Origin of the sequence: Streptomyces coelicoflavus, from assembly GCF_045041415.1 — a bacterium.
Classification (GTDB): Bacteria; Actinomycetota; Actinomycetes; order Streptomycetales; family Streptomycetaceae; genus Streptomyces; species Streptomyces coelicoflavus.
The window spans coordinates 2,631,052-2,649,656 of record NZ_CP108218.1; the positions used below are offsets into that span (position 1 = coordinate 2,631,052).

Consider the following 18,605-nt stretch of genomic DNA (forward strand, 5'->3'; position numbering starts at 1 on the left):
GACATTCGATGACGACGACGATGACGTACGGAACCCTGGGCACGACCGCGGAAACGGCGCGGTACCGCGGCATATGCGGCAGGCGGGTTAGGTACAGCCTATCGAAGGAAGGTTCTGTGGCGACATAGGGCGCACAGGAGGCGCACGATGCGTGTCGTAAGCCCCCTGTGCACCCCCTGTAAGGGACGTTCCCGGCCGGGCGTCGCCTACGCCCTCCTGCGCCGGGCGCCTTTCACCGGCGAGGCGCTCAGACCAGCCCGAGCCGCTCGGCCGCCGTCGCCGCGTCGACCGGGACGGTGACCGGCTGCGGGGCACCCGCGACGGCCCAGTCCGGGTCCTTGAGCCCGTTGCCGGTGACGGTGCACACGATGCGCTGCCCCGGGTCGACCCTGCCCTGCTCGGCGGCCTTCAGCAGTCCGGCCACCGACGCGGCGGAGGCGGGCTCCACGAAGACGCCCTCCTGGGAGGCCAACAGCCGGTAGGCGCGCAGGATCTCACGGTCCGTCACCTCGTCGATGGCGCCGCCCGACTCGTCCCGCGCGGCGAGCGCGAAGTCCCACGAGGCGGGGTTGCCGATCCGGATGGCGGTGGCGATGGTCGACGGGTCCTTGACGACCTCGCCGCGCACGATCGGGGCGCTGCCGGAGGCCTGGAACCCCCACATGCGGGGCTTGCGGGTGCTGACCCCGTCGGCGGCGTACTCCTGGTACCCCTTCCAGTACGCGGTGATGTTGCCCGCGTTGCCCACCGGGAGGACGTGTACGTCGGGCGCGTCGCCGAGCATGTCCACGATCTCGAAGGCGGCCGTCTTCTGCCCCTCGATACGCACCGGGTTGACCGAATTGACCAGGGCCACCGGGTAGTTGTCGCTGAGCGCGCGGGCCAGCGTGAGACAGTCGTCGAAGTTGCCGTCGACCTGGAGGATCTTCGCGCCGTGCACGAGGGCCTGGCCCATCTTGCCCAGCGCGATCTTGCCCTGCGGCACGAGCACGGCGGAGACCATGCCCGCGCGCACACCGTAGGCGGCGGCGGAGGCCGAGGTGTTCCCGGTGGACGCGCAGATGACGGCCTGCGCACCCTCCTCCTTCGCCTTGCTGATGGCCATGGTCATGCCGCGGTCCTTGAAGGACCCGGTCGGGTTCGCCCCCTCGACCTTGAGGTGGACCTCGCAGCCCGTGCGCTCGGAGAGCACCTGCGCGGGCACGAGCGGGGTGCCGCCCTCACGGAGCGTCACGACGGGCGTGCTGTCGGAGACGGGCAGCCGGTCCCGGTACTCCTCGATGATTCCGCGCCACTGGTGGGTCATTGCTGGTTACTCTCCTTCAACCCGCATGATGCTGGCGACACCCCGCACGGTGTCGAGCTTGCGCAGCGCCTCGACCGTACCGCCGAGGGCGGCGTCGGACGCGCGGTGGGTGACGACGACGAGGGAGGCCTCGCCGTCCTTGCCGGACTGCCGCACGGTGTCGATGGAGACACCGTGCTCCGCGAACACGGTCGCCACCTGGGCGAGCACGCCCGGTTTGTCGGCCACGTCGAGGCTGATGTGGTAGCGCGTGACGACGTCGCCCATCGGGGAGACGGGCAGCGCGGCGTACGCGGACTCGCCGGGGCCGGTGGCGCCGCCGATCCGGTTGCGGCAGACCGCGACGAGGTCGCCGAGCACGGCGGACGCGGTCGGCGAACCGCCGGCACCGGGCCCGTAGAACATGAGCTGCCCGGCGGCCTCGGACTCCACGAACACGGCGTTGTACGCCTCGCGCACGCCGGCCAGCGGATGGCTGAGCGGGATCATCGCGGGATGCACGCGCGCGGTGACCGATCCCCCGTCCGCCGCCCGCTCGCAGATGGCGAGCAGCTTGATGGTGCAGCCCATCTCCTTGGCGGAGGCGAAGTCGGCGGCGGTGACCTCGGTCATGCCCTCGCGGTAGACGTCGTCGAGGCGCACACGCGTGTGGAAGGCGATCCCGGCGAGGATGGCGGCCTTGGCGGCGGCGTCGAAGCCCTCGACGTCGGCGGTCGGGTCGGCCTCGGCGTACCCGAGTGCGGTGGCCTCGTCGAGGGCTTCCTGATACCCGGCGCCGGTCGTGTCCATGGCGTCGAGGATGAAGTTGGTCGTCCCGTTGACGATGCCGAGCACCCGGTTGACCTTGTCGCCGGCCAGCGACTCGCGCAGCGGCCGGATCAGCGGGATGGCACCGGCGACGGCGGCCTCGTAGTACAGGTCCTTGCCGTGCTCGTCGGCGGCGGCGTGCAGGGCGGCGCCGTCCTGGGCGATGAGCGCCTTGTTGGCGGAGACGACGGAGGCGCCGTGCGCGAAGGCGGTGGTGATGAGCGTCCGCGCGGGCTCGATCCCCCCGATGACCTCGACGACGACGTCGATGTCCCCGCGCTTGACGAGGGCGGTGGCGTCGGTGGTGACGAGGGCCGGGTCGATCCCCTCGCGCACCTTGTCGGGCCGCCGTACGGCGACGCCCGCGAGCTCCACCGGGGCCCCGATCCGGGCGGCGAGGTCGTCGGCGTGCGTCGTCATGATGCGCGCCACCTCTGAGCCGACCACTCCACAGCCCAGCAGCGCCACCTTCAGCGGACGCGTACGCATCATCCGACCTCGTTTCCTCTTACCGTCTACGGTTGGACCAGTCTCACGCACCGGACGGGATTTTCTGCCTTTCGTCCGGATCGTGAGACGTTTATTTCATTTTCGGAGGGGGTACGGGCCGAAAGATCTTCACCCGCACCCCTCCGCTCCCCCAGGGGCGCGCCACGTACGTCATCCGACGTCGAGACGCAGCAGATCGTCCTCGGTCTCCCGCCGCACGATCACCCGTGCCGCGCCGTCCCGCACGGCGACGACCGGCGGGCGCAGCACGTGGTTGTAGTTGCTGGCCATGGAACGGCAGTAGGCACCCGTCGCCGGTACGGCGATGAGGTCACCGGGTGCCAGGTCCCCCGGCAGGAAGGCGTCCTTGACCACGATGTCCCCGCTCTCGCAGTGCTTGCCGACGACGCGTACGAGCATCGGCTCGGCGTCGGAGGTGCGGGAGGCGAGGGCGACGCTGTACTCGGCGTCGTACAGCGCGGTGCGGATGTTGTCCGACATCCCGCCGTCGACGGAGACGTAGGTCCGCAGCCCGTCGAGGGGCTTGACGGTGCCGACCTCGTACAGCGTGAAGGCGGTCGGCCCCACGATGGCCCGCCCGGGCTCGACGGAGATCCGCGGCGTGCGCAACCGCGCACCCTCGCACTCCCGCGTCACGATCTCGGTCAGCGCCTTGGCGATCTCGTGCGGCTCGCGGGGGTCGTCGTCACTGGTGTACGCGATGCCGAGCCCGCCGCCGAGGTCGATCTCGGGCAGCTCGACGCCGTGCTCGTCCCGGATGTCCCTGAGCAGCCCGACCACCCGGTGCGCGGCGACCTCGAACCCCGACATGTCGAAGATCTGCGACCCGATGTGCGAGTGGATCCCGATGACCTCGAGCCCGTCGAGCTGGAGCGCCCGCCGCACCGCCTCCGCCGCCTGCCCGCCGGCCAGCGGGATCCCGAACTTCTGGTCCTCGTGCGCGGTGGCGATGAACTCGTGCGTGTGCGCCTCGACGCCGACGGTGATCCGGATCTGCACCCGCTGCCGCGTGCCCAGCGACTGCGCGATGTGCGCGACCCGCACGATCTCCTGGAAGGAGTCGAGCACGATCCGCCCCACCCCGGCGCGCACGGCCCGCTCGATCTCCTCCGGCGACTTGTTGTTCCCGTGGAAGGCGATCCGCTCGGCGGGCATCCCGGCGGAGAGCGCGGTGACCAGCTCGCCGCCGGAACAGACGTCGAGGTTGAGCCCTTCTTCATGCAGCCACCGCACGACGGCGCGCGACAGGAAGGCCTTCCCGGCGTAGAACACGTCGGCGTCGTTGCCGAAGGCGGTGCGCCAGGCCCGCGCCCGGTCCCGGAAGTCGGCCTCGTCGAGGATGTAGGCGGGGGTGCCGTACTCCTCGGCGAGCTGCGTGACGGCGATCCCGCCGACGGTGACGACCCCGTCCGCGTCCCGTCCGACGGTGTGGGCCCAGACCTTGGGATCGAGGGCGTTGAGATCGTCCGCGGGCGCGGAGTAATGCCCTTCGGGCAGGACATCGGCGTGACGGGGCCCGGCGGGGTGTGCGGAACGGCTCATGGCGTCTTCTGCGCTCTCTCAGAGGTGGTCGGGTGCGTCGATGCCGAGGAGGGCCAGGCCGCCGGCCAGCACCGCCCCGACGGCTTCGGCAAGGGCCAGCCGGGCACGGTGGGCGGCCGAGGGTTTCTCCCCGCCGCGCGGCAGCACGGTGAGCAGGAAGGGCAGCGCGGCCTCGGCGACGGCGACGAGATGCCGGGCGAGCCGGTCGGGGGCGCGGTGGTCCGCGGCGGCGGCGAGGACGCGGGGGTGGTCGGCGAGGGCGGCGAGGAGTGCCTGCTCTACGTCTGCGAGGGGGGCGGTGCCGGTCGGGGTGCCGGAGCCGGTCGGGGTGCCGGTGTCGCTACCGGTGACGGGGCCGGGTTCGGCGGTGAAGCCGAGGTCGGCGGCGTTGCGCGTGGCGGCGCGGGCGCGGGCGTGGGCGTACCGCACACGGAAGAGGGGGTTGCTCTCCCGCTGGACGAGGTGCTCGTCGCCGGTGCGGGGGCGGTCGTGGGCCGCGGGGTGGAGGAGGGCCCAGCGTCCGGCGTCGCGGCCGAGGGACAGCGCGTCGTCGGACCCGTGGGCGGGGACGGGCACGGGCCGGACGTTGACGGGGAGCTCGGCGGGGGCGTGTCCGACGGCGTCGACCCTGACCCCGAGGACGGAGGTCCAGACGTCCTCGAACCCCTCGGCGGTCACGCGAACGAGGGCGCCCTGGGTGCGGAGCAGCCGTGCGGACGCCTCGGCGACGACGACGGCACGCAGGTCGTGCGGGCAGTGCAGCTGCACGACGCGCCCGTCCGGTCGGTCGGCGTACCCGTACCGGTCCCTGCGGCGCAGGATCTCGCGGACGAGCCCGACGCCTGCGGCCGCCCGGTCGAGACTGATGTTGAGGAACCCCGGCCCGGTGAGGACGACGTCGGTGATCCCGTCTGTTCCGACCAGGTAGGGCCGCAACACCTCGGCGACCCGGAGCGGCGTCTGCCCGGCCGGCCGCGCCAGCTGGAGGGCGATGCTGCTGGCGTAGTCCCCGCACCCGCCGGGCCCCGGCGGCGCGACCACGGCCCGCGTCGGCACGGCCACGCTCAGCTCCCCCGCGTCAACGGCGCGACGCACGGCGTGCAGCACGGTGCGGGAGAGCTCGACGGGGGTCACGGGACAAGCGTATGGGAGGAGGGGGGTGGCCGGGCGAACCGTTTCCCGGGAGTCCCGGGATGTGGACTGGACGCCGTGGCGACCTGAACACGCCCGCCGCTCCGCTTCACGCCTGGGCGGGCGTCTCGCTCTCCCCGGTACGCCGGCGAACGCGCGGCAGGGAGGCCGACGAACCCGCCCCCGACGCGTCGCCGACGGTCCCACCGACCTCCCGCTCGGCCAACCGCCGTACGAGACCGATGAGCTCGGCGGGCTCGAACGGCTTGGACAGGAAGGCGTCGACCCCCACGGCGAACCCGGCGTCGACCTCGTACTGCGTGGAGGCGCTGACGATCGCGATCGGAAGATCCCGGGTACGCGGATCGGCACGCAGCCGGGCAGCGGTGCGGAGCCCGTCCAGCCGAGGCATGACCACGTCCAGCGTGACGACGTCGGGCCGCACCTGATGGACGACTTCCAGACACTCGGCACCATCGCCCGCGGTCACAACCTCGAAGCCCTCCAGCTCGAGGTTGACCCTGATCAGCTGCCGGATGACCTTGTTGTCGTCCACAACAAGAATCCGGCCGGACGCCCTAGGCACAACTCGAGAGTAGGTCGACACCGGCCACCGCGTCCGGGTTTTCCCCACTTCAACCCCGCGCGGGGGACAACACCCGCACGAGACGCCCCACGACCCGCGAAAACCCGTTCATGACCACCCCGGGCGAGCTGGTAGTGTTCTACCCGTCGCCGCGAGCAACACCGACCGCGACGAACACGCCCCCGTAGCTCAGGGGATAGAGCAACGGCCTCCGGAGCCGTGTGCGCAGGTTCGAATCCTGCCGGGGGCACTTCGCAGGAAGTGTCCAAAGACCCCGCCGTCAGCGAGTTCGCTGGAGTCGGGGTCTTCGCGTATGTGCAGGCGGATGTGGTCGGAAGCAGCCGTTTGTCAGTGATCACGTTGTAATGACGTGTTGATCTTGGAGTGCTTCGCAGCAGGTCAGCGGGTGTGCCGCAGGCTCTCGGAGTGGCTCTGCGGACAGGCGAAAACCCCGGATCTCTCCGGGGCTTCCATGGGTTGATTGTGTCGCGCATCGGCTCCAGGCGCCCCTAGGCGTCGTCCTCCCCGAGCCCTTGCATGATCCGGTCGTTCATCTCCTGCTCCTGGCCGTCGATGCACTTGGCGTAGATCTTCAGGAGGACGTCCACCGAGTGGCCCGCGCGAGCGGCGACCTCCGGTGCCGGCACTCCCGAGTTGAGCCACTGGGAGACGCCCGCGTGACGGAGGTCGTACGGTCGGAATGCCATGACCTAAGACACCTGATGCGGGACGAGCGCCAGTTCACGGGCTTGCTTCCAGGCTCGCGAGTACGACGACGCAGCGATCACGTTGCCCCGCTCACTGGCGAACAGCCGCCCGTCCTCCGCGGTACCGAACTCCTTCAGGTGGTCGCGGAGCAACCGCACGAGCGGCGGCGGAATCGGCACGATGCGTACCTCACCCTGGGAACGCTGCTTCAGCCCGCGTCGATCGTGCGCCTCGCCCGAGTCGGTCCAGGCCTTACCGGCCGTGGGCCGTGTCTCCGCCAGTTCGATGCGGCCCCAGCCTTTCGCCGGCAGCGTGCAGTCGGAGCGGCGAAGGCCGAGCGCCTCGCCCGGCCGCATGGCCGCGTAGTACAGGCACCCGAAGAAGGCCCGCAGGCGTCGACCGCTCGCCCGCTCGTAGCCGCCCACGTAGGTGAGCGCGGTCAGCAGTTCCCGAGCCTGCCGCGGGTTCACCACCACTCGGCGGTCAACCTCCTGCACCGCACGCTTGCCCCGTTTCCGTCGCACTCGACTCAGCGGATTGGAAGTGAGGTGCTCCAGTTCGACCGCGAATTCGAGCGCGTTGAACACGACGGCCCTGCGGCGCCGGTAGGTCTGAGTCGCCGCAGACTTGCCGTCCAACCTCCGTCCCAAGCCGTCGATCAGCTCATGCACACGGGCGATCTCTTGCAGCTCTCCTACCGGAAGAGATGCCTTCTCGATCCACCGCACCGCAGCTGCGATCTCCTCCGTCCGCGCCCGTTCCCTGCGCGGCACAGGCAGGACGTACGACCGCAGGGTCCGACGCAGCATCTCCGGAGCGGGCCGCCCCCGTCCCGGCTTGACCAGGACGGGAACGACCGTCGCCAAGGCGTCCGTCATGCTGTCCCGCTGTTTGGCGGATGCCTCCGCCCACCGGGCATCGACGTACTTGACCGCCAGGTCGAGGAAGGACAGCGCCGCTTTCCCACCGCGCAGGGAGTCGGGCAGGCCCGTCACCGTGTCGAACGGCTCTCCCTTGTCGAGTGCCCGCACGAGCTTGGCGCGGAAGCGGTCGGCCAGCGCCTTGGTCTTGTACGACTCGCTGAAAGGCTGGCCGTCGACCACCCAGCGCACGACGTACGTCGGCTTCTTGGTCGTCTTGTTGACCGACAACTTCCAAACGGAAGCCTTGTAGGACTTCACGAGGCCACCCCCTCCGCACGCTCCTCCAACCAGTCGTTGAGCACGTCGCGCCGGACCCTGAGTTCTCCGTTCGGGAGGCGGATGCAGGCTGGTGCGAGCCGCAGTTCCCGCCAGCGGTAGAAGGTGCGGCGCGAGATGCCGCCCAGTTCGTCGAGGACCTGCCGCACGGTGAGCAGCTCGGCCGCCTTCGTTCGGACGTCACGCGCCATGGGAAGCACCGTCCTCCCGTACGGAGGCGGCCAGGAGTGCGGCTTCCGGCGAGTAGCCGCGCCCCGCGTAGCGCCACCGGCCGACCGTGACCGTCGGACGGTCGGCGACGAGGCCGAGGGAAGCCCGCTGCTGCTTCGCCCTGTGGTCGGTACGGGCCTGCCGGAGCGCGGTCAGCGTGGTCGAGTAGCGACGGGACTTAGTGGAGAAGTGACCGCCGTACCCGAGCATGTGAGCCCAGCGCCGCAGGCCGAGCGGCTCGAACTCCGGTAAGCCGCCGAGCCACCAGCACGCGCCGATCATGCGGAGCACGTGTGCGCGCACCGGCAACACGACCATCTCGCGCGCGTGACGAATACGACCGTCCACCGCGCCGGCGGACTCCGCTCCCTTGGTGGCGTACTTGGCGATGTAACCCGCCACGCTGGACGCGGAGGCAGGCCGCTCCCCCGCGCTCCGTCGGTACGAGGTGACCGGGCGTACGTCGACCTCGGCGCCGAAGCGCAGCACCCGCGGACCGATGACGCCCGCGCCGGGAGCTGCCAGCCTCACCCGACCGACCACGGCTTGAACCGCGTCGACCAGGAGTGGAACGGTCGCCCACCCCGGCGGGGCAGAGTCGGGCCCGTCCGGACCGTCGAGGCGGATCACGGCATGGAAGTGGACCAGGCCCCGCCGCTGGTACTCGGCGACCTTCGCGTACGAGAGTCGGGCGACTTCCCCGAACTCGGTACGGGACAGCCCGGCTCGCCGTGCGACCTCCCGCTTCAGCTCCAGCCCGAACCGGTGCCAGAGCCGACCGGCGAACGCGTGCCAGAGCACCGCCCCCGCGTAGTCGTAGCAGCGCGGGCAGAGAGGCTCGCCGAGTCGAGGATCGTCCGCCGAGTGGCGCTCACGACATCCGGCCGGCGCCCCGTGCGGGCAGAGGTCCTCTCCTCGGTGACGAGGGCGACAGGGCCGTACACGTCCGTCGCGTTCACGGCGAGTGTGGACCGGACCGTACCCGGGGGCGGTGAGCGTGGCGAACACTCGCGGATGACCGCTCACCACCTCCGGGACGTTCTTGCCGCCGACGAGACCCGCACGGACGAGTTGGTACGTGTCGGCTCGATAGAGGGCCGAGCAGGCCGGGCAGACAGACGCCCGTCGGTTGCCGCACGCGGTGAGCAGGCGACCGCCATAGACGTCCGAGCCGTAGGAGAGCAGGGCCGCGCCGGTGGTCGTGTCGTAGACGGTCGCCGCACCGACCAAGTGGATCGGGTTGGTACAGCCGCCGAGGCGGACGACGTTCCGGCGCCATGCTCCGAACTCCGGCCGCGACGCCGTGGCGACGAGTGCGGCGACGCTCTGTGGAAGGGTGGCGGTCATCGGCGACCACCACCGTCGCCGAACGCCTGCCCCATCACGGCCGAGATTCCCTCCGGCCGGGTCTTGGCGCTGAAGCGGAGTGTCGGGTTCGTGAGCCAGACGGCAGCGGCGTGCGCCGGGCACAGCCACTGCTCGGTTCCGTCGAGGCCGACGAGGACGATCTGTTCCCGTCCGGCGCAGAGCGAGACCTGTGCGTCACGCTGCCTGAGTTCGCAGTCGGGCAGCGGAGATTTGCGCGAAGGGTGCGCGATGGACAAAGTGTGAGTGCTCCTTTCACTGCTCATGTGGCGGATGGAGTGGGTTCCTGACGGGGTCGGGTTTGGCGACTTCGCGCCCCGTCGGGAGCCCGTCGTACGGGCGGTCACTTCCGCTCCTCGGGAGGGATCCCGACGGCGCCGTACGAGATCGGGCCGAAGGCGCGGCGCGCGTCGAAGTAGCCCCGACCGATGTCCTCCACCGGAACGCCGAGCGGAGACGCGACGAACTCCACGCCGGCACGGCGAGCGGCAGAGCCGGAGGCGTCGACCAGGACGACGACGGACGCGTGACGCGGGACGGCGACGGCCGGATTGGCGGTCAGGAAGTCGACCAGCTCCCGCAGACCGGCCGGGAATGCGGCGCGGTCACCGGAGCGGATGACGTATTCGGACACAGGAAGCCCCCTGTCTGGTGAGTGCTGGGGTTGTTCAGAAGCGGAGTTGGCCGAGGAAGCCGTTCACGCCGTCGAGGAGGCCCTGAACCACGGGCGCGGCGACAGTCCGGGAGAGCAGGAAGCCGAAGGCTCCGCAGAGCAGCGCGTCGGCCCACCGCAGGTACCGGATGCGCAGGAGGAACCAGATCAGCAGGCCGAGCAGTAGAACGGCCGACATGGACACCAGCACGGCAGACCCCTCACTGCGCTTCGACGTGAAGTTCGGACAGGACAGGAGTCAGGTGCGCGTACTGGGCGGCGACTGCTTCCGCCTCTCCTTCCGTGATCAGGTGGGAGCGGGCGCGTTCCCATCCGTCGCCGGAGGCGAGGACGGCTGTACCGGCCTGTTCCGGGACGATGGCTTGCGCCGCTTTCAGCGCGTCGGGGTTGAGGTCGCCAAGCGCCATCTCGGCCGTACCGGGGTCGGCCACGCGGTGACACACCCGTCCGCCCAGTTGCGCCCGCAGAGCCGTGACGCCGGGTCCGAGGTCGGAGCCGACGCGCTGACCGGCCACGACGAGGAAGACTCCGAGTGCTGCCCCGAGCTGGGCGAGTCGGATCAGCGCCGTACTGGCCGCATGCGCTTCCTCCTTCTCGCTCCGGCTCGCTACGAGGAAGAGTTCCGCGATCTCGTCGACGATCACGACGACGGGTACCGGGCGTTTCTTGTCGGACAGGCCCCAGATGTTCCGGACCCGAGCCGCCCGGCAGAGCGTCATCCGGTCGAGGGTCAGGTCGACGAGAGCAGCCAGCAGCCGGACGGCTTGCTCCCGGTTCGTCGCGAGGGCGGACAGACGCGGTTCGTAGAGGGACAGTTCCATGCCGCCCTTGCAGTCGATGCCGACCAGGGCGACGGGTTGCGGGGCGAAACCCGCCACGAGGGCGTTGATCAGGGTCGACTTCCCGGAACGGGTGGCCCCGACGATCAGCCAGTGCGGCACACGTCGCAGGTCGACCACCCACGCGGCCCCGGTCTCCAGGGCTCCCACGGTCACGCGGAGCAGGTGGCCGGGCCCTCGCTGCTTCGGCACCCGGGGATCGGCCAACGGGTCGGCTGCCGAGACGACGATCCGCACGACCCCCGGTTTCCAGGCACTCACTCGCACCACATGCACTTGCCAGTTCTCTGCCATGGCAGGAGCAGCCTTGACGAACTGCTCCGGCACCTGGCCCGGCAGCAACCGCACGAGCAGCACGAATCCGCCAGCGGTCGGACGGATGAGCCCTCGCCGAGGCACCCGCGGCTGTGGCGGTGGCGCCCCTTTGCCGACGAGTCCGGATACGACGGTCAGCGCCGGCCGACGGCTTACAGCGAGCCCGCAACCGGCCATGAGGGGCCGCCAGGTATGCACGACCCGGCAGGCCACGCCCGGGAAGCCGCATATCAACCACCAGGCCACGGGAGAGCGGCGGCGCAGGGCCGGGCCCGCCAGAAGCAGACCCGACACCAGCACTGCGGCCACCACCAGAACCCAACTCGGCCAGGTCACACCGACCGAAGCGGCGGAGGCCAGTTTCATCACTGCCCGGACCCCTTACCCGCCGGAGTGGCGGGAGCGCTCAGGGGCCGAATCTCCGCCGCACGGAACGCAACCCCGTGCCGTCCGTCGTTCTCCCACGGCGTGGCGACCAGGTCCCGCACAACCACCGGCATACCGAGCTGCACACCGGCCGGCTCCCCGGCCACGCTCACGTTCACGACGTCGGCCGACGCTCCCGCCATCAGGCAGAGGCCGACCTGATACACGGTCTTGCCCGTCTCACGGTCGACGCGGAGCTGACCGGTCTCACGGTTGGCGACCCGCGGAGTCGGGGGTACGGCGCAGATGATCCCCGTGTACTTCGCGGTGTCGATCGGAAGGCTTGCCACTCTTCGTTCTCCTCTCTGCTCCCACAGGACCATCCTGCGGGTTGCTAGACCACCCGTAGTACGGGTGACGAGACAAGAGTGACCACCCGTAGTACGGGTTGTCAACCGGCATGGCCATGAGCGAAGCTGTCCACGAACGTGGACAAGTTGTCTACGAAGACGCACAGCCGAGCAAGCACCGGCCACGGAGGGCCCCGCATGCCGCCGAAGAACACGCAGCCGAAGTACCGGCAGATCGCCGACTACCTGCGCGAGGGCATCCTGGACGGCACCTTCCCCGCCGGCCAACCGCTCCCTTCAGAAGAGGCATTGGCCAAGCAGTTCGGCGTGACGCGCCCCACAGTCCGCCAAGGGCTCAGCGAGCTACGGGCGTCAGGTCTCGTCGAGGCCATCATGGGCCGAGGCACCTTCGCCCGCTCCCCCCACAGCCGACCCAGCCACACGCGCCCTCGCGGCGTACGCCGCACTCCGGACGGCCGCTACGTCGAGGCCGACGGCATCCGCTGGACGGACGCCGAACCACCGGTAGCCACCCGCACCGATGCCCCGCTAGCCCTGGCGGACCTACTCCGCATCCCGCCGGGCGAGCCGATGTTCACGTACGACGCCCTACAGACCGCGGACCACGGCCACTTGCGCCAACTCCACCGGACCTACGTGCCGTTCTCAGTACTCGTCGACACCAAGTACGAAGAAGAGGCACCGCCACCAGCGCTGGAGCTCTACACCGCGCTCGCCGACCTGGGCCACGAACTCCACTTCACGGAGTACGTACGCACCCGCATGCCCCTGCCGGACCAGGCCCAAGCCCTGCGTCTGTCCGACGGGATTCCACTGCTGCACGTGATCCGCGTGACTCTCGCCGAGTCGGACAAGCCCCTCGCCCTGGAGGAGTTCCACCTTCCAGGCGACGAGCTGGAGCTCTCGTTCAAGCTGTAGCTAAAGCCGAGTTGGCTCAGACTTTCTCTACGTCATCAAGCCCCGGCTGCGCTCCGCTCCGCCGGGCGCGCTTCCCGGCTCCACTCCGGGCGACGCTCCTGCCTTCGGCCCGCTCCGCCCGCGCTGCGCCGACGCGCGCCCACATGTGGATAGGGCCGGAAGCCATGAGGCGATCACCGCATAGAGCGACCTGCGGTCAAAGACGATGCCTCCGGCGGGGGATCGGCCGGCACCGGGGGGAGGGGGCGCCGTCGCCGACTGCGAGCGCGTTGGGGCGCGCGTGGAGTGCTCCCATCCCGTACACCGTCGACCCAGGCAGAGCCGAGCAGACGCGGCCCAGGGGCGTCAAGGTCGTTCGTACAGTGGCGCGCTCCGCCTTGACGCCCCTGAACCACGCCCGCTCCACGGTGTGTGGGTCGACGGCGTACGGGATGGGAGCCGGGGTGAGTGGTGGGTGCAGGAAGTGGGCACCTGCCGAGAAATCGCCTCTGAAGTCAACTTACGAGGCTGGTGGGCTGTCCGATTCCAGTAGCGTCATCAAGCGTTGCCCCAGGCCAGAGAGAGCGTACGGCCGGTGAGTCCCGCTCCAGAGCACGCCATGGAGCGAGCTTTCGATCAGCCCAAGAGAGAGAAGCTTCTGCAAGATCGCATGCCCTCCCAGTCCCAGACCGGAGTCGATCTCGCAGACCTGCTCCAAGGTCATGCCGTACCGCACACCGTCCACAGGTTTCTCAGGAGGCTGAGGCAACGGGGCCGCAGAGGAGATCACATGAAGGAATCTGATGTGGGGGGCATCGATCTCTCGGATGGCTGCCTGCAGAAGCTCCCAGATGTCGAGGCGTGCGGGCGTCGGGTCTGCAACCGCCGCAGCTAGAGCACGGGAGAGCGCCCGCCGCTTCTGGGCGAGTGAGATGTCTTGCGCAGCGCCCACGACCCTACCGGCAAGCTCAAGCAACCTCTCATCGGCAAGGAGCCGCTGCTGAAGCTCGTTTGCCTCAATACCGAGGACACGAGTGACCTCACTCATCAGTTCGCCGCGCCTGGCCGCGCGGTGCGCTGCAATCCGATCAGCAGCCATCTCGAAGCCAGTGGCTAGGACTGGCCCGACTGCGGCACCAACAAGCGCTCCCCCGGGACCGCCGACCGCTACACCAACGGCTGCACCCGTACTTGCCGCAGCGACCTGCCCCAGACCTCTGGCTACATCACCCTCTGTCTTCTTGCTCACAAGGCTGACTGTAGGCACTGAGCTGACGGAGGACATCCCGTTTCCGTGCAGGGGTAGCCGTACAGCAGGGAAGTACAGCAACCACAGCAACCGGCCCTAGATGACACCATCCTGGTATGGCCGTCACGCGACCGGTATGACCGTCACTGACCGGCCCACATAGAGCTACGGATCAGAAGGCATAGCCTGATCAGTGGTGAGGTCGTCCGCACGGTAAAGGCCGGGGCCCGGGGTGCGACAAAGGTCGGCTGCCTCACCACTCAGGTCCGTGCCAGGTCGGTCGGGGAGCCGCGGGGAACGGCGGGAAGCGGGGCATCGGCGTCCGGGCCGACCAGTCCACTACTGCGCAGTTCAGCCGCCCAGCTCCCCCTAGATCACCTGAGCTTCCCAAGGTGAAGGCTCAAACACCGTCAGCACGTGCTGACCGTCGTAGCTTGCTCTGGTCGACGGTGCCGGCAACGCGGTGGGGGTGCAGCGAGGCACACGCGCGCCTGGTCGGTCGGCGTGCCCACCGTCGTGGCTGACTGTTGTCGGCTGAGGCTCAGGCAGGGCGGACTGAAGGCACCGGACGTCAGTCAGGTGCGGCAGGGCTGGGCCGTCTCTGGGCCGTCCGAGGTTGCTCAACAGTGGCCAATGATGACCAACCACGACCACCAGGCACACGAGCCCACCGCTCCTGAGCAGCGAAAACCCAGCTCACCAAGATCCAGGGCAAGAAGACATCTCAGGATGCGTCGCGGGGCAGATCCGGCAGGTTGTGCCACGCGTGACCACATCCGCCGACACAGTGCAGCGCCCGCCTGCGGGAGTCGGCGATGCTGAAGAGGGCGACGAGCAAGCGGAAGGACTTGATTAGTTCGTAGGCCGGGAGTGCTTCCATTCCGAAGTGCCACTTCGTGAGCATCACTGCCGGCGTGTGAGTAGGACGGATGCCGGAGCGCGCGATGCTCTCGGGGACGTCCTCTTCGCAGGCGCGGGCCTGTCCGCAGAACAGCACCAATGCGTGCAGGGCCTTGCGTTGGTCACCCTCTGAGAGACCCTTGAACCACTCGACGCCCTCGTCGACAGATCTGAGCCCTTGTGCGAGTTCGTTCAAGATTACCTCGTGTGCGCACAGCACAGACTTCCACCCCCACGGTCCAGACCGACGGTACGCGCACGGTGACCCGTGGGCAGCACGGTCTCCCGCGCCCTGATGGCACTGGAGTGGAGCCAGTCAGCTCCGTCTGGATCAACGACGTGCTCGGCATACCCACCAGTCGACTCCGAGAGGACCGCCTCCTCCACGAGGCTGAGGCCACCGGCGGCGACCCTCGCCGCATCTGCGATTTGTTCGGGCTGTCCGTCGGCGGGGCCCTGTGCTACACCGGCACCATCGACCAACCCGGACTCATCGAGTACAACCTCCGCAATGCGGGGCCGGCACCGAGACCAGCACCCGAGTAGGAAACCGGCACCCCTGTCAGCGCACCAAATGACACACGCATGACGCCGTGGGCTCCGTTACCTGCTCTCGCCCTCACACAGGCCAGCCTTGTTTACTTCCTCATCGTTCCACCAAATGATATTGCTAAACAGATCATCAACCGGGGGTGATGAGCGTTCATTCAGATCTTCTGCCGTACGGATCCAACCTCCCCCACTGCTGTCGACGAAATACATAGAATCAACTTCCCAGAAACCCTGATCGGAAAGCTTGGGCCACTCATCCAGAGACGCGATGTCGTTGCGGGGGATCTGTTGCAACCGCATCTTGGGCGCCAGGTACACGGTCTCGGCGCACGGGCCCAGGTTGGCCAAGTCCAGCACCCACAGTTGTTCCTCCCCCTCGTCGGGGGCCACGTCCCCGCGAAAGACGCGAAGCACCATATGAACCTCGGAGACCGGGTCAGGCGACCTGTTCAGAACATGGAGCTTCACGTTTTCTCGACGCCCTGCCGGATGCTCGACCCAGAAGGTTACTTTCGATGCTTGATCTCGCGTCTGGTGAACACTTTCCTCTTTGGACTGGGATAGCTGATCTTTTGCCGTCTGCTGACTCCAGTACGAGGCAACGGCTTGGGCCCAAAGCCCTCCGATAGCTGCGACGGCAGCGAGCGCTGTCCCAGTGACCGTGATGGCGTGCGCCCAGCTGGCCCGCCGTATGCGTTGCCAAGCCCTCCGTGCCCGTGAGGCCCCAGTCTCGGGCTGCTGCTCGGGGCGTTCCTCACGCAGCCGTACTCGGACGTGGTTCGGCGCCGGCCGTTGCCGCGCGAGACGTAACCGGTCCCGCCTCTGCGGTTCGTTAGCCACTGGTCCCCCCTCAATTCGTCAAGCGCATAGACACTCGCACAACTCAAACGGCTCCCGCAGCAGCGAGCTCGATCTGACGCAGGCAAGATCACCTGAGCCGTACCCTCGGCAACCTCAAAGGCATGTTTGGCATGTGGGCCTTGACCCCGAATCCTGAACACGGGTTATGCGGCTGGTGCCAGCGTAGTTGGTGTGAGTTGGAGGGCGTCCTCGAAGGCGATCGGTGATCGTTGTCCGAGGCGGGAGTGTCGGCGTCGGGTGTTGTAGCGGTTCAGCCATCGGAAGGCGTCGAGTCGGGCTTCGCGCGCGTCGGGCCAGCTCTTTCGTCCTTGCAGGGTCTCGCGTTTGAAGGTCGCGTTGAACGACTCGGCAAGCGCGTTGTCCGCACTGGAGCCGACCGCGCTCATGCTTCGCCGCACCCCTGCTGACCTGCATGCTTCGGCGAATGCCCTGCTGGTGTACTGGGCTCCGTGGTCGGTGTGCATGATCGATCCGGCGAGGCTGCCGCGAGTGCGGATCGCCGCGGCCAGGGCGTCGGTGACGAGACCGGTGCGCATGTGGTCGGCGATCGCCCAGCCGGCCAGGCGCCGTGAGGCGAGGTCGATGACGGTCGCCAGGTAGCAGAACTTCCCGCCGTCGATGGGCAGGTAGGTGATGTCACCGACGTACTTCGCGTTCGGCCTCTGGGCGGTGAAATCGCGGCCGATCAGGTCCGGCGCCTTGGCGGCGGCCGGGTCGGGGACGGTGGTGCGGTGCCGGCGGCGCAACCGGATCCCTTCGATCCCGGACGCCCGCATGATTCGGGCGACGCGCTTGTGGTTGACCGCCTCGCCGTTCTCCTCACGGAGCTCGGCTGTGATCCTCGGGGCCCCGTAGGTGCCGTCCGACTCCCGGTGCACGGCCTGTATCCGGGCGGCCAGCTTCGCGTCGGCCGCCTGCCGGGCCGCCCGGTCCGCAACCGTCCGGCGCCAGTAGTAGAAGCTCGAGCGGCTGACGCCGAGGATGCTGCAGAGCCGCTTCACGCCGTAACGGCGCTGGAGGTCGGCGACACACTGGAAGCGGTTCACCAGCGTGTCTCCCCGGCGAAATACTTCGCCGCTTTGCGCAGGATCTCGCGCTCCTCCTCCAGCTCGCGGACCTTCTTGCGCAGGGCCGCGTTCTCCGCTTCCAGCGGGGCCGGCGGCTGGGCCGGTTCATGCGTCCGGCGTCCCCGAGGACGACTCGCGCCGGCCGCCCGAACCCAGTTCCGAAGCGTCTCCGGGTTGATCCCCAGATCGGCTGCGACCGACCTGATCGTCGCTTCCGGCCGCGACTCGTACAGCGCGACCGCGTCCGCCTTGAACTCCGGCGGGTAGTTCTTCATCACCACGAGATGTCCGTTCTCAGATCCTCAGGATCCAGTGTCTCGTGTGTTCAACATCAGGGGTCAAGGCCCTGTTGGCCCTAACCTTGCCCTAACCTCGATCTTGCATGAGGGCCCGTCAGCTTGCTGACGGGCCCTCTCGGCCCGCTCGGGGCGAAGGTTTTCTGCAGGCGTGCAGGCTGGCGGCCCGGCTGACGCGTCGGGTGGGCGCCGGGTTCCACGGCTCCGGTCGGGTGGCGTGCTCGCAGAGACGGGAAGTTGCTGGTCAACCAGGGTTTGGCAGGGCCGCGAGCCGTTGCAGGGCATCGGTGATCACGCTGGTCCAGGGCCAGTGCTTGGCGACGCGGAGAATGCGGCGGCGTCCGGTAGTGACGAGCTGAGCGGCTGCGCAGAACAGCCGCAAATCCCGCCACCGCGCCAGCGTTGATCGCAGCCGTGCGGGGTGCCCGGCCCTCGGTTCGGCGGGCTCGGACGAACCCGAGCCCGTTCCGGTACCGTTCTGGGTGCACCACCCGCGAGTTCGGCTACGAGCACCCTTCGGAAAATGCGAACCCACGGCCTTTAGCCATCTGCCGCAAGCAGCAGGCTCCCCCGTCGAAGCCACGCAGCGCGCCTTCCTGGAGGTCCGCCTTCCGAGTGCGTGTCTAACTGCGTGACACCGCAGACGAACAGCGGCGCACGACCGCGGACGCCTGTGGACCGTTGCACCAGGTGAGAGCCAGATCAGCCCAAGGCAGTGCCCTCCCTTAAGTTGCTTCGGGACGAAGAGGTCATCACGCTAGGCGCGACCCATTGCATCTGCCGTGGCGACTGCGCGCCAGCACAGTCGGCTGACCCGCCATCGTTGCGGACTGTCGGCGGCTGAGACTCAGACAC

At 68.9% G+C, this 18,605-nt stretch carries 17 protein-coding genes, 1 tRNA gene and 2 pseudogenes; 2 read left to right on the forward strand and 18 right to left on the reverse strand.

The window, feature by feature from the left end; translation table 11 throughout:
- Positions 1-247: 247 nt before the first annotated feature.
- The 5 genes from thrC to OHA99_RS11435 form a co-directional block, all read right to left on the reverse strand.
- Positions 248-1,306: a threonine synthase gene (thrC, locus tag OHA99_RS11415; RefSeq protein WP_007387670.1), complete on the reverse strand. Its 1,059-nt coding sequence runs from the start codon at positions 1,304-1,306 to the stop codon at positions 248-250.
- A gap of 6 nt (positions 1,307-1,312) precedes the next feature.
- Positions 1,313-2,605 carry a homoserine dehydrogenase gene (locus OHA99_RS11420; protein ID WP_381497488.1) on the reverse strand — a complete coding sequence of 431 codons (1,293 nt, stop codon included), beginning with the start codon at positions 2,603-2,605 and terminating at the stop codon, positions 1,313-1,315.
- 168 nt (positions 2,606-2,773) lie between these two features.
- Complete coding sequence (gene lysA / locus OHA99_RS11425; RefSeq protein WP_366473869.1) at positions 2,774-4,165, reverse strand: diaminopimelate decarboxylase; 1,392 nt, start codon at positions 4,163-4,165, stop codon at positions 2,774-2,776.
- Positions 4,166-4,183: 18 nt separating this feature from the next.
- A complete protein-coding gene (gene nrtL, locus OHA99_RS11430) occupies positions 4,184-5,299 on the reverse strand; it encodes an ArgS-related anticodon-binding protein NrtL (protein WP_405695606.1) in 1,116 nt (371 codons plus the stop codon).
- 106 nt (positions 5,300-5,405) lie between these two features.
- Positions 5,406-5,882, reverse strand: coding sequence for a response regulator (locus tag OHA99_RS11435; protein ID WP_405695608.1), 477 nt, complete (start codon positions 5,880-5,882; stop codon positions 5,406-5,408).
- Between the two features lie 178 nt (positions 5,883-6,060).
- On the opposite strand from OHA99_RS11435, the gene OHA99_RS11440 reads away from it, so the two are divergent.
- Positions 6,061-6,132 (forward strand) — tRNA-Arg (locus OHA99_RS11440).
- Between the two features lie 259 nt (positions 6,133-6,391).
- On the opposite strand, the pseudogene OHA99_RS11445 reads toward OHA99_RS11440, so the two are convergent.
- The 8 genes and pseudogenes from OHA99_RS11445 to OHA99_RS11480 all read right to left on the reverse strand — a co-directional run bounded on the left by OHA99_RS11445 (position 6,392) and on the right by OHA99_RS11480 (position 11,907).
- A pseudogene (locus OHA99_RS11445) lies at positions 6,392-7,771 on the reverse strand (tyrosine-type recombinase/integrase).
- On the reverse strand, positions 7,768-7,980 hold the full coding sequence (locus tag OHA99_RS11450; protein WP_115744218.1) for an AlpA family transcriptional regulator: 213 nt from the start codon (positions 7,978-7,980) through the stop codon (positions 7,768-7,770). The pseudogene OHA99_RS11445 and the gene OHA99_RS11450 overlap by 4 nt, the downstream one beginning before the upstream one ends.
- Entirely contained in the window at positions 7,970-9,346 is a 1,377-nt protein-coding gene (locus OHA99_RS11455; protein ID WP_405695610.1) for a replication initiator, read from the reverse strand. Before OHA99_RS11455 ends, OHA99_RS11450 begins: the two co-directional genes overlap by 11 nt.
- On the reverse strand, positions 9,343-9,603 hold the full coding sequence (locus tag OHA99_RS11460) for a hypothetical protein (protein ID WP_109033432.1): 261 nt from the start codon (positions 9,601-9,603) through the stop codon (positions 9,343-9,345). The genes OHA99_RS11455 and OHA99_RS11460 overlap by 4 nt, the downstream gene beginning before the upstream one ends.
- Before the next feature lie 104 nt (positions 9,604-9,707).
- Positions 9,708-9,998: a hypothetical protein gene (locus tag OHA99_RS11465; RefSeq protein ID WP_405695612.1), complete on the reverse strand. Its 291-nt coding sequence runs from the start codon at positions 9,996-9,998 to the stop codon at positions 9,708-9,710.
- Positions 9,999-10,032: 34 nt separating this feature from the next.
- Entirely contained in the window at positions 10,033-10,227 is a 195-nt protein-coding gene (locus OHA99_RS11470; RefSeq protein ID WP_109033430.1) for a hypothetical protein, read from the reverse strand.
- Between the two features lie 10 nt (positions 10,228-10,237).
- A complete protein-coding gene (locus OHA99_RS11475) occupies positions 10,238-11,557 on the reverse strand; it encodes an FtsK/SpoIIIE domain-containing protein (protein WP_153177921.1) in 1,320 nt (439 codons plus the stop codon).
- Positions 11,557-11,907, reverse strand: a complete 351-nt coding sequence (locus OHA99_RS11480; RefSeq protein ID WP_153177922.1) for a hypothetical protein — start codon at positions 11,905-11,907, stop codon at positions 11,557-11,559. Before OHA99_RS11480 ends, OHA99_RS11475 begins: the two co-directional genes overlap by 1 nt.
- Before the next feature lie 198 nt (positions 11,908-12,105).
- Here OHA99_RS11480 and OHA99_RS11485 point away from each other — a divergent pair, with 198 nt between their 5' ends.
- On the forward strand, positions 12,106-12,846 hold the full coding sequence (locus OHA99_RS11485; protein WP_153177923.1) for a GntR family transcriptional regulator: 741 nt from the start codon (positions 12,106-12,108) through the stop codon (positions 12,844-12,846).
- Positions 12,847-13,345: 499 nt separating this feature from the next.
- On the opposite strand, the gene OHA99_RS11490 is transcribed toward OHA99_RS11485, so the two are convergent.
- The 5 genes and pseudogenes from OHA99_RS11490 to OHA99_RS11510 all read right to left on the reverse strand — a co-directional run.
- Positions 13,346-14,074 (reverse strand): hypothetical protein, encoded by a 729-nt coding sequence (locus tag OHA99_RS11490; protein WP_153177925.1) that lies wholly within the window; start codon positions 14,072-14,074, stop codon positions 13,346-13,348.
- 724 nt (positions 14,075-14,798) lie between these two features.
- Positions 14,799-15,170 (reverse strand): DUF5958 family protein, encoded by a 372-nt coding sequence (locus tag OHA99_RS11495; RefSeq protein ID WP_265592405.1) that lies wholly within the window; start codon positions 15,168-15,170, stop codon positions 14,799-14,801.
- Between the two features lie 407 nt (positions 15,171-15,577).
- Positions 15,578-15,916: a hypothetical protein gene (locus OHA99_RS11500; protein WP_153177927.1), complete on the reverse strand. Its 339-nt coding sequence runs from the start codon at positions 15,914-15,916 to the stop codon at positions 15,578-15,580.
- A 614-nt stretch (positions 15,917-16,530) separates the two neighbouring features.
- Positions 16,531-17,735, reverse strand: a protein-coding gene (locus tag OHA99_RS11505) for an IS3 family transposase (RefSeq protein ID WP_405693772.1) whose coding sequence is annotated in 2 segments (ribosomal slippage) — positions 16,531-17,444 and positions 17,444-17,735 — 1,206 coding nt in all. Because the reading frame shifts where the segments join, the coding sequence is not laid out codon by codon here.
- Positions 17,736-17,994: 259 nt separating this feature from the next.
- Positions 17,995-18,183, reverse strand: a pseudogene (locus OHA99_RS11510) (IS1380 family transposase); the annotation flags it as partial.
- Between the last annotated feature and the right edge of the window lie 422 nt (positions 18,184-18,605).

Coding starts and splice junctions, on each gene's coding strand:
- thrC (WP_007387670.1), bottom strand. CDS start 1,306: ATGACCCACCAGTGGCGCGGAATCATCGAGGAGTACCGGGACCGGCTG.
- OHA99_RS11420 (WP_381497488.1), bottom strand. CDS start 2,605: ATGATGCGTACGCGTCCGCTGAAGGTGGCGCTGCTGGGCTGTGGAGTG.
- lysA (WP_366473869.1), bottom strand. CDS start 4,165: ATGAGCCGTTCCGCACACCCCGCCGGGCCCCGTCACGCCGATGTCCTG.
- OHA99_RS11450 (WP_115744218.1), bottom strand. CDS start 7,980: ATGGCGCGTGACGTCCGAACGAAGGCGGCCGAGCTGCTCACCGTGCGG.
- OHA99_RS11455 (WP_405695610.1), bottom strand. CDS start 9,346: ATGACCGCCACCCTTCCACAGAGCGTCGCCGCACTCGTCGCCACGGCG.
- OHA99_RS11475 (WP_153177921.1), bottom strand. CDS start 11,557: ATGAAACTGGCCTCCGCCGCTTCGGTCGGTGTGACCTGGCCGAGTTGG.
- OHA99_RS11485 (WP_153177923.1), top strand. CDS start 12,106: ATGCCGCCGAAGAACACGCAGCCGAAGTACCGGCAGATCGCCGACTAC.